General features: G+C 66.2%; 12 protein-coding genes. 5 read left to right on the top strand and 7 right to left on the bottom strand.

Annotation, left to right across the window (positions count from 1 at the left end):
• Positions 1 to 27: 27 nt before the first annotated feature.
• Together NS6_RS22025 and NS6_RS22020 are read right to left on the bottom strand one after the other, a co-directional pair.
• Positions 28 to 1,908, bottom strand: coding sequence for an ABC transporter ATP-binding protein (locus NS6_RS22025; protein ID WP_068044727.1), 1,881 nt, complete (start codon positions 1,906 to 1,908; stop codon positions 28 to 30).
• Positions 1,909 to 1,982: 74 nt separating this feature from the next.
• A complete protein-coding gene (locus NS6_RS22020; protein ID WP_068044725.1) occupies positions 1,983 to 3,068 on the bottom strand; it encodes a DNA polymerase IV in 1,086 nt (361 codons plus the stop codon).
• A 222-nt stretch (positions 3,069 to 3,290) separates the two neighbouring features.
• Between NS6_RS22020 and NS6_RS22015 the strand changes: the two genes are divergently transcribed.
• From NS6_RS22015 to NS6_RS22005, 3 genes are all read left to right on the top strand, one after another.
• The gene (locus NS6_RS22015) at positions 3,291 to 3,731 is read left to right on the top strand and encodes a PaaI family thioesterase (protein ID WP_068044723.1); all 441 of its coding nucleotides are present in this window, start codon (positions 3,291 to 3,293) and stop codon (positions 3,729 to 3,731) included.
• A gap of 190 nt (positions 3,732 to 3,921) precedes the next feature.
• Positions 3,922 to 6,729, top strand: a complete 2,808-nt coding sequence (locus tag NS6_RS22010; protein WP_068044720.1) for an FAD-binding and (Fe-S)-binding domain-containing protein — start codon at positions 3,922 to 3,924, stop codon at positions 6,727 to 6,729.
• Between the two features lie 337 nt (positions 6,730 to 7,066).
• Positions 7,067 to 7,978, top strand: a complete 912-nt coding sequence (locus NS6_RS22005; protein ID WP_068044718.1) for a DNA-3-methyladenine glycosylase family protein — start codon at positions 7,067 to 7,069, stop codon at positions 7,976 to 7,978.
• A 178-nt stretch (positions 7,979 to 8,156) separates the two neighbouring features.
• Here the strand turns inward: NS6_RS22005 and NS6_RS34890 are convergent, their stop codons facing one another.
• Positions 8,157 to 8,357: a hypothetical protein gene (locus NS6_RS34890; RefSeq protein ID WP_068044874.1), complete on the bottom strand. Its 201-nt coding sequence runs from the start codon at positions 8,355 to 8,357 to the stop codon at positions 8,157 to 8,159.
• A gap of 272 nt (positions 8,358 to 8,629) precedes the next feature.
• Here NS6_RS34890 and NS6_RS21995 point away from each other — a divergent pair, with 272 nt between their 5' ends.
• Both NS6_RS21995 and NS6_RS21990 read left to right on the top strand, forming a co-directional pair.
• Entirely contained in the window at positions 8,630 to 8,857 is a 228-nt protein-coding gene (locus NS6_RS21995) for a DUF397 domain-containing protein (protein WP_068044715.1), read from the top strand.
• Between the two features lie 81 nt (positions 8,858 to 8,938).
• The gene (locus tag NS6_RS21990; RefSeq protein WP_068044712.1) at positions 8,939 to 9,136 is read left to right on the top strand and encodes a hypothetical protein; all 198 of its coding nucleotides are present in this window, start codon (positions 8,939 to 8,941) and stop codon (positions 9,134 to 9,136) included.
• A 41-nt stretch (positions 9,137 to 9,177) separates the two neighbouring features.
• Here NS6_RS21990 and NS6_RS21985 read toward each other — a convergent pair whose 3' ends face one another.
• From NS6_RS21985 to NS6_RS21970, 4 genes are all read right to left on the bottom strand, one after another.
• Positions 9,178 to 9,924, bottom strand: a complete 747-nt coding sequence (locus NS6_RS21985; RefSeq protein WP_068044710.1) for a succinate dehydrogenase/fumarate reductase iron-sulfur subunit — start codon at positions 9,922 to 9,924, stop codon at positions 9,178 to 9,180.
• A 4-nt stretch (positions 9,925 to 9,928) separates the two neighbouring features.
• On the bottom strand, positions 9,929 to 11,890 hold the full coding sequence (locus NS6_RS21980; protein ID WP_068044708.1) for a fumarate reductase/succinate dehydrogenase flavoprotein subunit: 1,962 nt from the start codon (positions 11,888 to 11,890) through the stop codon (positions 9,929 to 9,931).
• Between the two features lie 15 nt (positions 11,891 to 11,905).
• Positions 11,906 to 12,739 carry a succinate dehydrogenase subunit SdhC gene (gene sdhC / locus NS6_RS21975; protein ID WP_068044706.1) on the bottom strand — a complete coding sequence of 278 codons (834 nt, stop codon included), beginning with the start codon at positions 12,737 to 12,739 and terminating at the stop codon, positions 11,906 to 11,908.
• A gap of 285 nt (positions 12,740 to 13,024) precedes the next feature.
• The gene (locus NS6_RS21970; protein ID WP_033246586.1) at positions 13,025 to 13,312 is read right to left on the bottom strand and encodes an Rv0250c family protein; all 288 of its coding nucleotides are present in this window, start codon (positions 13,310 to 13,312) and stop codon (positions 13,025 to 13,027) included.
• Positions 13,313 to 13,758 lie beyond the last annotated feature (446 nt).

The following is a 13,758-nucleotide window of genomic DNA, read 5'->3' as shown; positions in this document are numbered from 1 at the left end:
GACACTTCAGCGCACGGCGGGCGCGGCTCACACTGCGGCCGGTTCCGGTGCGCCGGCGAATTGGGTGCGGTAGAGCTCGGCATAGCGGCCGTCCGCCGCCAGCAGTTCCGGATGTGTTCCGCGCTCCACGATCTGTCCCGCTTCCACCACCAGGATCTGGTCCGCTGCGCGCACCGTGGAGAGCCGATGTGCGATCACCAGGGCAGTGCGGTCCTGCAATGCCTCGCTCAGCGCTGCCTGCACCGCCGCCTCGGAAGTGGAGTCCAATGAAGCGGTGGCCTCGTCGAGAATCACTACCCGCGGCTGTTTGAGCAGAAGCCGGGCGATGGTGAGACGCTGGCGTTCGCCGCCGGAGAGCCGATAGCCGCGTTCACCGACCACGGTGTCCAGGCCGTCGGGCAGCGAGGCGATCAGATCGCGTAGCCGCGCGCGGCCGAGCGCATCCCACAACTGCTCCTCGTCCGCTTCGGGGGCGGCCAACAGTAGGTTGGCCCGGATGGTGTCGTGGAACAGGTGCCCGTCCTGGGTTACCAGGCCCACCGTTTCCCGGATCGAGGCCGTGCTCAACTCGCGAACATCGGTGCCGCCCAGCCGTACCGAGCCCGAGTCCACGTCGTAGAGTCGCGAAACCAGCTGGGCGATGGTCGATTTACCGGCACCGGATGATCCCACCAGGGCGATGAGCTCACCGGGTTCGGCGCTGAGGCTGATTCCGTGCAGCACCTCCTCGCCACCCCGGGTGTCCAGGGTCGCGACCTCCTCGAGCGAAGCCAGCGAAACCTTGTCCGCCGCGGGGTAGCCGAAGCGCACATCGTCGAATTCCACCGCGACGCCGCCGGCCGGAACCGGCCGCGCATCGGGTGCGTCCTCTATCAGCGGTTCGAGGTCGAGGACCTCGAAGACGCGCTCGAAACTGACCAGGGCGGACATGACCTCCATCCTTGCGCTCGCGAGCGCGGTGAGCGGCGAGTACAGCCTGGTCAGCAGCAACGAGAGCGCGACGACTGCGCCGGCGTCGAGCTGCCCGCGCAGTGCGTACCAGCCACCCAGGCCGTACACCAGTGCCACCGCGAGGGCCGAGACCAGTGTCAACGCCGTGACGAACACGGTTTGCAGCATGGCGGTGCGTACCCCGATATCGCGCACCCGCCGCGCGCGCAGCGCGAATTCGCCGGACTCTTGATCCGGCCGGCCGAACAGTTTCACCAGGGTCGCGCCCGGTGCCGAGAAACGTTCGGTCATCTGGGTGCTCATGGCCGAGTTGTGTCCGGCTGCCTCGCGCTGGATATCGGCCAGCCGGTCACCCATCCGCCGGGCCGGTATCACGAAGACCGGCAGCAGCAGCAGGGCCAGCAACGTGATCTGCCACGACAGCTGGAGCATCACCACCAGTGTGAGTAGGACGGTCACGAGATTGGCGACCACCCCGGAGAGAGTGTCGCTGAAGGCACGCTGGGCCCCGATCACATCGTTGTTCAGGCGGCTGACCAGGGCACCTGTCCGGGTCCGGGTGAAGAACGCGATCGGCATGCGCTGTACGTGATCGAACACGGCAGTGCGCAGATCGAGGATCAGTCCCTCCCCGATGCGGGCCGACAGCCACCGGATCGCCAGCCCCAGCCCCGCATCGAGAACGGCGAGGCCGGCGATGGCGAGGGCCAGCATGATCACCATCCGGGTGGTGGAGCCGTCGATGATCTCGTCGACCACCCGGCCCGCCAGCAGCGGTGTGGCCACCGCGAGAACCGCCGCAACGACACTGAGTATCAGGAACGCGCCCATCCGGCGCCGGTGCGATCGCGCGAATGCCGCGATGCGCCGCGCTGTAGCGAGGCTGAACGCCCGCTGTTCCTCTGGGGCGTGCATCCGCCGATACATCTGATCCCAGGCAACCGATTCCATGCTCATCCGACATGTCCTTCCGCTCCGGAGCCCGATTCAACTCCAGTGCACCGACACTAAAAGCTCAACCATTATTTAGGTCAAGCCGGCGGGTCGGGAACAGGCGCCAGTTCGAGCCGGACACCGAGGAGCCGGATCGGACGGTCCAGTGGAAACCGGTCCAGAATGCGTAAGGCGGTCTCGACGATCGTGGCCACATCCGTGGTGGGTTCGGCGAGTTTCGACTGCTTGCTGCGGGTATAGAAGGTGCTGGTCCGCACCGTGACCGCCACCCGAACTGCGATCCGGCCCGCCGCGGCGATCTCCGCGGCGACGTCCGAAGCCAGCCGGGCGACCTGCTCGCGCATCTCGTCGCGCTCGGTGAGGTCGCGCGGGAAGGTCTCCGATTTGCTGCGGCCCACCGGTGGCGGCGGTGCGGTCACCACCTCGGTATCGCCGGCCCCACGTGCCATGACCCACAGATACGGGCCGTTGCTGGGCCCGAACTCGGCGGCCAGCACGGCCCGGTCCGCGGCCATCAGATCGCCGATGGTGTGGATCTCCAATTCGGCCAGGCGGGCCGCGATCCGGGTACCTATTCCCCACAGCGCGTTCGTCGGCCGATGCGCCATCACCTGCGACCAGTTCGCCGCCGTCAACCGGAACATGCCGGTGTGGGCTCCCAGTTGCTCGGCCGGCGCATCGGCGGATTTGCCGACCGATTTCGCGAAACCGGTGGCCAGTTTGGCGGTGAGCTTGTTGTCCCCGATACCCACCGCGCAGGTCAAGCCGAGTTCGGCGACCTCCGCGCGGATCGTGGTCGCCAGGCTTTCCGGGTCATCGGTCTCGGCCGCCACGAACGCCTCGTCCCAGCCCCACACCTCCACTTGATCGGTAAAGGTACGCAGCAGCGCCATGACCTGCTCGGAAGCCTCGTCGTAGCTGGGCGGATCCAGGGGCAGGAAAACCCCTTCGCGACATTTGCGCGCCGCCGTCCGCAGCGGCATCCCGGCGCGGACCCCGTATGCCCGAGCCGGGTAGGACGCGCAGGTCACGACCTTGCGAGGTTCCTCGGGGTCGCCGTTTCCGCCCACGATCACCGGCAGTCCACGCAGTTCGGGATGCCGCCGGAATTCCACCGCGGCCTGGAATTGGTCGAGGTCGACATGCAACAGCCATCTGGCCACGTCTGCAGTCTTACTCCTCCGGGGTGACAACAAGGTGGATGTCGCCCGGAGTGGGCGGCGTATTCGCCGGACTATCCGGAGGCATGCGCAGGCTCCATGCATTGCACGAGCCCTCAGGTCCGCCGGGAGGCAGACTGGACGCGCCGCCCCGGCACGGCTCGATTCAGTGGTGTTTCACCGAGCCACCGCGCGGCATACTCGTTCACCGACCGAAAGGCGAAGATGTCCGATCCAGCCCCCCTCGATTTCGACATGGCCGCGAAAGTGCTGGCCGCCCAGCCGTTCGCGAATCTGGTCGGCACCGAGCTGGCCGCCTTCGAAACCGGTGCAGCGACCCTGATCGTGCCGGTCCGCCCAGAACTCGCCCAGCAGTTCGGCTATGTCCACGGCGGCGTGCTGTCCTACCTGGCCGATAACGCGATCACCTTCGCCGCCGGAACTGTACTCGGCGCGAATGTGCTCACCGGCGGTTTCTCGGTCACCTACCTGCGTCCTGCCCGTGGCGACCGCCTGCGGGCCGTCGCCACGGTCGCTGGATCCACCCGGCGCCAAGCCGTGGTGAACTGCGTGATCACCGCCGAATCGGAGGGGTCCGACCCGGTGCAGTGCGCGCTCGCCCAGGGCACCGTGCGCTCCGTCGAACGAGACCTCGGCGACTCCTGATCCGCGCCGTGCCTGCGCTCCGATCGTCGGCACCGGCCGGATCCGCGGGACCAGCACAATTCGCTCGATATCGCGGCAAGCCTCGGCCGTTTCGTCCGGGCCTCGGGGATTGTCCGGTCTCGGAGGGCCTTCCATCGGGTGGCTTGTCGGGCCGGCCCTTCGTCGTGCACTACGGCCTAGGCTGGTCGTCGTGACCGACCACGACAGGCGGCGGGATGTGCTCGCGCGGGAGCTGCGTGCCCGGCTCGGTGCGGATGCGGTGGATATCTCTCATCGCCGCCGGGTGGAGTACTCCTCCGATGCGTCGAACTATCGGGTGCTGCCGGAAGTCGTCGTGTTTCCTCGCGGGGACGCCGATGTGGCGGCTGCGCTGGAGCTCGCCCGTTGCGAGGGTGTGCCCTTCACCCCGCGCGGCGGTGGGACTTCCGTGGCCGGTAATGCCGTCGGGCCCGGTATCGTCTGTGATTTCAGCAGGTACATGAACGGTATCGCCGGAATCGACACGCAACGTCATACCGCCCGGGTGCAGCCCGGTGTCGTGCTCACCGATCTGCAACGCCGGGCCCGTGCGCACGGTTTGCGGTTCGGTCCGGATCCCTCGACACAGGACCGCTGCACTCTCGGCGGGATGATCGGCAACAACGCCTGCGGTCCACATGCCATCGCGTGGGGACGGACCTCTGATCGGGTTCGTGAACTGCGGATTCTCGACGGAACCGGGGCCGAGCGCCGGCTCGCCGACGATCTGGCCGCGGTGCCGGGATTACCCGAATTCACCAGCGCCTCGCTCGCGGTTCTGCGCACCGATCTGGGCCGGTTCGAGCGGCAGGCCTCCGGCTACGGTCTGGAGTACCTGCTTCCGGAGCGGGGTAATTCGGTCGCCGGCGCCTTCGTCGGTACCGAGGGCACCTGCGGTGTGCTGCTGGAAGCCGAAGTGGAGCTGGTACCGATACCCGCCGCGACTCTGCTCGTCGTCCTCGGCTACGAGGATCTGGCGACTGCGGCCGACGATATCGCCGCGGTGGTCTCGGTGGGGCCGGTAGCAGTCGAGGGTATCGATGCGCGCCTGGTCGATATGGTGCGCGCCCACGGCCGGCGCGTACCGGATCTTCCGCGGGGCCATGGCTGGTTGTTCGTCGAACTGGCGGGTGCGAGCCCGGCCGATGCCCGGGCTGCCGGCGACCGGTTGTGCCGGACGACCGGTGCTCTCGACGTCCGTGTGATCGACGAGCCCGGCGCCGCCGCGGCGCTGTGGCGGATCCGCGCCGACGGTGCCGGGCTGGCCGGACGTACCCGCGACGGGCAGCCCGCCTGGCCCGGTTGGGAAGATGCCGCCGTGCCGCCCGCTCGGTTGGGTGCCTACCTGCGGGATTTCGAGGAACTGACGCGGGAGCACAAGGCCGACGGGTTGCTCTACGGGCATATCGGCGACGGTTGTATGCATGTGCGGCTGGATCTGCCCATCGCCGACGCGCCCGGCCGCTTCCGCGCATTCCTGACCGATGCAGCGCATCTGGTCGTGCGTCACGGTGGTTCGCTGAGCGGTGAGCACGGCGACGGACGAGCCCGTTCGGAGCTGCTGGAGATCATGTACTCGCCCGAGGCGCGCGCCGTTTTCGCCGGTTACAAGGCACTGTTCGATCCGGCAGGTGTCCTCAATCCGGGAGTGCTGGTGCAGCCCCGGCCCCTCGATGCCGATCTCCGGTTACGCGGGCTGGGGCCGGTGGCCCCCGCTGGTGGTTTCGCGCTCGACCGCGACGGTGGCGACTTGTCCACCGCGGTGCATCGCTGCGTGGGGGTCGGCAAATGCCGGGCCGATACCCGCGCGGCCGGCGGCTTCATGTGTCCGTCCTATCTCGCGACGGCCGATGAGAAGGACACCACCCGGGGCCGGGCCAGGGTGCTGCAAGAGGTGGTCCGGGGGGAACTCGACTGGTCCGCGCCCGAGGTGACCGAATCCCTGGATCTGTGCCTGTCCTGCCGAGCCTGCGGTACCGACTGCCCGGCGGGCGTCGATATGGCCACCTACAAATCCGAGACCCTGTACCGCCGCTACCGGCGCCGTCCCCGCCCGCGCGACCACTACGCGCTGGGTATGCTCCCGCGCTGGCTTGCCGGAGCGACTCGCCTACCGCGTCCGGTGAACGCCGCGGCACGGGTGGAGCCGCTGCGCCGCTGGGGTATGCGCGCGGCGGGCGCAGACCCGCGGCGCCCGGTGCCGAAGCTCGCCGCCCGCCCGTTCCGCCGCATCTGGCGAAAGGAATCGTCGCAACAGCAGGTGAGAGGTCCGGAGGCGGGCATCGTGATGCTCTGGGTCGATACCTTCACCAATGCTTTCGACCCGGAGATCGCGCAGGCCGCCGTCACGTTGCTGAATTCGCTGGGGTACCGGGTCGTATTGCCCGAGCGGCAGGTGTGCTGCGGGCTCACCTGGATCAGCACTGGGCAATTGGACGGGGCGCGGGCCCGGCTACGGCGGACTCTCGACCAGCTCGACGCTCATGTCGGCGCCGGCGGCCTCGTGATCGGTCTCGAACCGTCGTGCACGGCCGCGCTGCGCGCCGACCTACCGGAGCTGCTCCCCGACGACGTCCGTGCCCGGCCGGTCGCTGCCGCCGTGCGTACGCTCGCCGAGTTTTTGCTGGCGCAACCGGATTGGTGTCCAGCCGTCCGCCCCGAGCACCCGATAGTGGTGCAACCGCACTGCCACCACTATTCCGTTCTGAGCTTCGAGCCGGATCGCCGAATATTTGCCCGAATGGGTATGGATGTGACCGAAATCGCAGGATGTTGCGGGCTTGCCGGTAATTTCGGAATGCAGCAGGGGCACTACGAAATATCGGTGTCGGTGGCCGAAAACGGAATGCTACCGGCGCTGGCGAGTGCAGCCCCGGATGCAGTGTTCGTGGCCGACGGCTTCTCGTGTCGTACCCAGGCTGCTCAGCTGGCTGCCGTCCGCGGCCGGCACCTCGCTCAGATCCTGTTGGACCACTGGTGATTTCAAATATCCAAGGTTCGGCCGTGCGCGCGGGTGACCGAGCGCCCGGCGCCCGGTCACCCGCTGTCGGGGATCAGCTTCCGGACGGCAGAGTGCCCGGCTGGATTTCGTAACCGGAACTACCGGCGAAAACACTGCCCCACAGATCGAGCATCCAATTGAGTGCCTCGGTGATCATGAAACCCTCCAATCGTGGCAGCAGCCACATATTTGCTCAACTCGGTTCATATCGTCCCGCAAACCACCGTCGTTACCGGGCAAGGAAACGACCGAGTTCTCTCTTTGCGGGCACAATGGCGGAGTGCCTCATCGATCCGCAGGATCCCCGGCCGAGTCCGTGCGGACCACCCGTGTGCTGACGGCCGGTGGGCCCGTCCACCTCGCGCATACCCTGGCGCCGTTACGCCGCGGGCCCGCCGACCCCTGCCATCAGATCGACGGCGACGGCGCGCACTGGCGGGGATCGCGGATGCCGGCCGGGCCCGTGACCTACCGGCTGACCCAGACCGCACCCCACATCGTCACGGCGGATGCCTGGGGCCCGGGCGCCGCGGAATTTCTGGACCGGCTCGATTCGATGTTCTGCCTGGACGAGAATGTGGACGATTTCGTGCCCATCCACCCGACGATCGCCGCCGCTCATCAGCGGCACCCGGGTTTGCGCATGCTGCGCACCGGACGGGTGTTCGAGGCTCTCGTTCCGGCGATCCTGGAGCAGAAGGTCACCATCGTGTCGTCGCATGCCGCGTGGCGGACACTGGTACATCGTTTCGGTGATCCGGCGCCCGGCCCCGCACCGGAGGGGATGCGGGTTCCGCCGGACGCCGCGACATGGGCGCGAATACCCTCATGGAGCTATCACCGCGCCAATGTGGGTCCGCAACGCTGGCAGACCATCGTACGGGCGGCGCGGGTGGCCGATTCGCTGGAGCGCACGGCGGGACTCCCGCCGGCGGAGGCCGCCCGCAAATTGCGAACCCTCCCGGGGATAGGGGAGTGGACAGCCGCGGAAACCGCGCAGCGTGCGTTCGGTGATGCCGATGCCCTGTCGGTGGGCGATTTCCACCTGGCATCGGTGGTGGGCTGGACCCTGCTCGGCCGGGATATCGACGATACCGAGATGGTCGAGTTCCTCGAGCCGGTGCGTCCGCATCGTTATCGGACGATCCGGTTACTGGAGATCAGCGGTCAGGCCCGGAAACCGCGGTTCGGCCCACGCGCTCCGATCACCGACCACAGCCGGCGCTGAGCTGTATCTATGGCGCCGCCTTCGGCGGCGCGGGGTTCGGGGCCCTTTGGGTCTCGTTCTTCACTCCGACGCTCCTCCGCAACGCTGCACCGCTCTGTCGCTCCAGAACGAGACGGGCCCCGAACCATTGGGGTGGGCCGGTGGGTCGTGGCGGTTGTGGCGGCGGGGGTGGGGTGACCTATTGGAGTGCGCGATTGTCCAGGACGCAGCGGCCGGAGTCCACCAGTGTCGCTCGGGCCCGGCGGCGTACCCGGCACATATCTACCGTGCAGTCCAAGTGCAGTTGCATCGCCGAATGCGCTTGTTCGGCGCTCATGTCTCCCGGATCGTCCCCGCAGTCGAGCAGGGTGGGGATCTGGGTACTCAGATTCAACCGCATCACACACGACCTCCTTGTGAACCCGCGGCGATCCTGTTGCCCGCGGTGGGTTTCCGGGTGTGCATATACGACCAACAGCTCACCATAGGCCGAGAACCTCCCGGAACGGGTGATATTCGGTGGTTTTGCCCGCATCGAATTCGCATTGCACTGATACACCACCGCTATCCGCACCGGTGTGGCCGTCCGTGCGCGTAGCATCGCGCTCGGTACCGGCGCCGGGTGGCGCCGCCCCTCGACGGAACGTATTGCGGCTGACAGAGGAGAACCGAATGAGCGTCGACAACGGTACAAATGTGGATCTTTCCGGCGCCGAATGGCTGAGTAGCCCCCCGGACGGTGCGCCCAGTTCGGACAGTGTGGAGATCGCGATGCTCGCCGAAGGTCATGTGGGTATGCGAGACGGAAAGAATCCCGACGGTCCGGTGCTGGTCTTCACCCCGGGGGAGTGGGCGGCATTCACGGCCGGCGTACGGGACGGTGAGTTCGATCGTCCGTGACCTCTCCGGGCCGTGTGAATCGTCCGATACGACCCGATCACGGTGGGTTTACCAGGTCGTATAACGGGTAGACAACGATATGTGGACCGAGGAATCAAGAATTCCCATCCTCGGCTGCGCAAGTTGGGGCCCAGCGACGGTGTGGCGTGGCTGATCGTCGGGCTGCTCTTCGCGGCGGCTGCGGTGGGGGTGTTCGTACTCACCGGATCGGTGCTTTCGGCACTGTTCATCGGTGTGCTCGTGGCTTTGGTGGCCACGGGTGTGGTCACAATGCTGTGACCACTCCCGAGCGTTCGTGAACGCTGTCGCCGCGTCTGTACTCAGCGCCGGAACAGTTTGTTGCCGAGCCAGACGATCGGGTCGTACTTGCGGTCGGCGACCCGCTCCTTCATCGGAATCAACGCATTGTCGGTGATCTTGATGTGCTCCGGGCACACCTCGGTGCAGCATTTGGTGATATTGCAGTAGCCCAGGCCGTGCTGTTCCTGCGCCTCGTCGCGGCGGTCGGCCACATCGAGCGGATGCATCTCCAGCTCCGCGATACGCATCAGATACCGCGGCCCGGCAAACGATTCCTTGTTCTCTTCGTGGTCACGGACCACATGGCAGGTGTTCTGGCAGAGGAAGCATTCGATGCATTTGCGGAATTCCTGCGAGCGCGCGACATCCACCTGCTGCATCCGGTACTCGCCCGGTTTCAGATCCGCCGGCGGCCTGAAAGACGGGATCTCCCGCGCCTTTTCGTAGTTGTAGGACACGTCGGTCACGAGGTCGCGGATCACCGGGAAAGCCCGCAGCGGTGTCACAGTGACAACGTCTTCGGGGGTGAAGGTGGACATTCGGGTCATACACAACAGGCGCGGCCGGCCGTTCACCTCGGCCGAACACGACCCGCACTTCCCGGCCTTGCAGTTCCACCGGACAGCCAGATCAGGCGCCTGTGTCGCCTGCAGCCGATGGATGATGTCGAGAACCACCTCGCCCTCGTTCACCGGCACCGTGAAATCTCGGAGCTCCCCGGTCTCGGAATCGCCGCGCCATACGCGGAACTGGGCGTCGTAACTCATCGCCTCACGCCTCCTCGGTCTTCGCTTCACGGCCCGGCCCGGCCGTACCGTCCTGAGCCGCCGGATGCCCGGCGAGTTCGTCCGGGGCGTAGTACTTCTCGAGCTCCCCGAAGTCGAACAGGGCCAGCAGCTCGGGCCGCATCGGCGTTTGTTCGAGTTCGGTCACCGAGATATCGGGGACACCCGCTTCGGCCGCTTCGCCGTCGATCGCGCAGACCAGCAGTTTGTTGCGCCACTGCGGGTCCATGCCCGGATGGTCGTCGCGGGTATGGCCGCCGCGGCTTTCGGTGCGCAGTAGTGCTGCCTGCGCCACGCATCGACTGACCAGCAACATATTGCGCATATCGAGGGCGAGGTGCCAGCCCGGATTGAACTGCCGGTGCCCTTCGATGGTGACGTGGGCGAACCGCTCCCGCAGCTCGTCGAGCCGGGCGATCGCCTCACGGACCTCCTGGTCTTTACGGATGATGCCGACCAGATCGTTCATGGTCTGCTGCATATCGGTGTGCAAGGTGTAGGGGTTCTCACCCGAACCGCCTTCCGGCGGGTCGAACGGGGCGAGCGCGATATCCGCCGCGGCGGCGATATCGGTCTCCGATACCGCGGGCCGGCCGGACAGCTGCCGGACGTACTCGGCCGCGCCGAGCCCCGCCCGGCGGCCGAACACGAGCAGATCCGACAGTGAGTTGCCGCCGAGCCGGTTGGAGCCGTGCATACCCCCGGAACATTCCCCGGCAGCGAACAGACCCGGTACGTGCGCCGCGCCGGTATCCGGGTCGACCTCGATACCACCCATGACGTAGTGGCAGGTCGGGCCCACCTCCATGGGTTCTTTCGTGATGTCCACATCCGCCAGCTCCTTGAACTGGTGATGCATGGACGGTAGCCGGCGGGTGATCTCCTCGGGGGTCAGCCGGGAGGCGATATCGAGGTAGACGCCGCCGTTCGGGGTGCCCCGGCCGGCCTTCACCTCCTCGTTGATCGCCCGCGCCACTTCGTCACGGGGGAGCAGGTCAGGGGTGCGCCGGGCCGAATCGTTGTCGCGCAGCCACTGATCGGCCTCCTCCTCGGTTTCGGCGTACTGGCCTTTGAATACCGCGGGAATATAGTCGAACATGAAGCGTTTGCCGTCGGTGTTCTTCAGCACCCCGCCGTCCCCGCGCACTCCCTCGGTGACCAGGATGCCCTTCACGCTGGGGGGCCAGACCATCCCGGTGGGATGGAATTGCAGGAACTCCATATTGATCAGCCGAGCCCCGGCCCGCAGGGCCAGCGCGTGCCCGTCACCGGTGTACTCCCAGGAGTTCGAGGTGACCTTGTAGGATTTGCCGATACCGCCTGTCGCCAGGACCACCGCCGGTGTTTCGAACAGCACGAACCGTCCGGATTCGCGCCAGTAGCCGAAGGCGCCGCTGATCCGGTCGCCGTCCTTGAGCAGATCGGTGACGGTGCATTCGGCGAAGATCTTGATCCGCGCCTCGTAGTCACCGGTTTCGGCATAATCCTCCTGCTGCAGCGAAACGATCTTCTGCTGCATGGTGCGGATCAGTTCGAGACCTGTCCGGTCGCCGACATGGGCCAGCCGGGGATAGGTGTGGCCACCGAAATTTCGCTGACTGATCCGGCCGTCGGGGGTTCGGTCGAACAGGGCGCCATAGGTTTCCAGCTCCCAGACGCGGTCCGGCGCTTCCAGCGCATGCAGTTCTGCCATCCGCCAGTTGTTCAGGAACTTCCCGCCGCGCATGGTGTCGCGGAAATGGGTTTGCCAGCTGTCCTTCTCGTTGGCGTTCCCCATGGCCGCCGCGCAGCCGCCCTCGGCCATCACGGTATGTGCTTTGCCGAACAGCGATTTGCATACGACCGCCACCGAGAAGCCCTGTTCGCGGGCCTCGATCACGGCGCGTAGTCCGGCACCTCCGGCACCGATCACGACCACGTCGTAGGTGTGCCGTTCCACTTCGGGCATAGCCGTCCATACTCCTCAGTCGATGATGCGAAGATCAGAAATCGTGCCGCTCGCCACCAGCATCACGTAGAAGTCGGTGAGCACGAGAGTGCCGAGCGTGATCCAGGCCAGCTGCATATGCCTGGTGTTGAGCTTGGAGATCTGGGTCCAGAACCAGTACCGCACGGGGTGGGCCGAGAAATGCTTCAACCGGCCGCCCGCGATATGCCGGCAGGAATGGCAGGACAGGGTGTAGGCCCACAGCAGGATCACGTTCCCGGTGAGGATCAGGCTGCCCAGGCCCATCCCGAAACCACCGGATTTCCCGTGGAAGGCGCCGATCGCGTCGTAGGTGTTGATCACCGAGATGATCACCGCGGCATAGAAGAAATAGCGGTGCGCGTTCTGGATGATCAACGGCAGCCGGGTCTCCCCGGTGTACTTCGCGTGGGGTTCGGCCACGGCGCAGGCCGGCGGGGAGAACCACACCGACCGGTAGTAGGCCTTGCGGTAGTAGTAGCAGGTGAGCCGGAACCCGAGCAGGAACGGCAGCACCAGGAACCCGAGCGGAATGAACATCGGGAGATCGCCGAACGGCGTGCCGAAATGACTCGCGCCCTCGACACACGAAGTACTCAGGCAGGGTGAGTAGAACGGCGTCAAGTAGTGATAGTCGGGCACCCAGTACGCGGTGCGCACGAACGATCTGACGGTCGCGTAGACGACGAAGGCGCCCAGCCCGATCACCGTGATCAGGGGCGGTAGCCACCATCGGTCCGTACGTAGGGTGCGGGCGCTGATCCGGGCCCGGGTCTTGCTGAAAACACCTGTTCCCGATTCGGGAGCGGTCGTGGTTGTCGCGGCACTCACTGGTCGATGCCTCACTGATCGGCGGTGCGGAAGGCCGGAAGACCTCCGCGATCGAATGTGATGCTGAGCACCATACGGCAGGGTTGCTATCGGTCGAGCCGGGTCCGGGCAATCTCGAGGGCCCGTAGGCGTAGTGATTTGCGACACATTTACTGCCGATCTTGTCGGGTGAATACGCCGCAAACACGAGCGGCCGGCCGCCTTTCCGGCGACCGGCCGCTCTCGACGCCCCGGCCTGCGGCGCGGGGCGGAAGGTTCAGTTATCCGGTGGTGAACCCGGTGGCGCTACTGGGTGCGCGGCCGCGAATGGAAGCCGAGCCCCTCGTCTTGGGCGCCCATCCATGCCGATTCGTCGGATTTGCTGTCGGGTACGTAGATGGGCTCCTGGGCGCGCCCGGCCACTGGTGGCGGCGGGCTCTGTTCGAACTCGTCGGCATCGATGCAGAGCCGCTCCAGGTCGTTCTCCAGCCGACGGATCGTGCCCGCGTCCCCGTAGTGGGCGCGCAACACTCCGATGGACTGCCGTAGTTGGTTTACGGCGTACCGGAGTTCCGCGAAGTCGCTACGTGTCATGGATACCTCCTGATTTGCTCACCGGTCGCGGTAGGTGACGCCGCGTGGGCTGCACTGGCCATCCGGCGTAGCTTGTGACCGACCACACAAGGTGATCTACAACACAGTACGGCAAAAATCCGATTCCGGCTCGTCGGATGGTCAAGATCAGATTTCGGTTGGGAGCCGATGTGCACAACTGCCGGGTCCGGCGACGGCTGCGGCATCCGTCGGCGGAGATGTGCTGGTGGTGCCGAGGTGTTCCCAGGGGAACCTACGGTTTTTGCTAGAGCAGGGAATGAATACGCATACGGGCTGGAGGTGAGCTCGATATTCAGGTTTCTTGAGTAATCACTAGATACTGTTAGAAAGTCCGATCGTCGCGCTCATGATCGCGTGGTTCGGTGCGCAGCCGGCCCATCGGGTTCTCTGGCCTTGTCTAGCGCAACCGTTAGATGGCCGCATAA

It is taken from the genome of Nocardia speluncae NBRC 108251, assembly GCF_001613245.1.
Classification (GTDB): domain Bacteria; phylum Actinomycetota; class Actinomycetes; order Mycobacteriales; family Mycobacteriaceae; genus Nocardia; species Nocardia speluncae.
The sequence above is the reverse complement of the archived record's forward strand: the minus strand, read 5'-3'. Positions and strand labels throughout refer to the sequence as shown.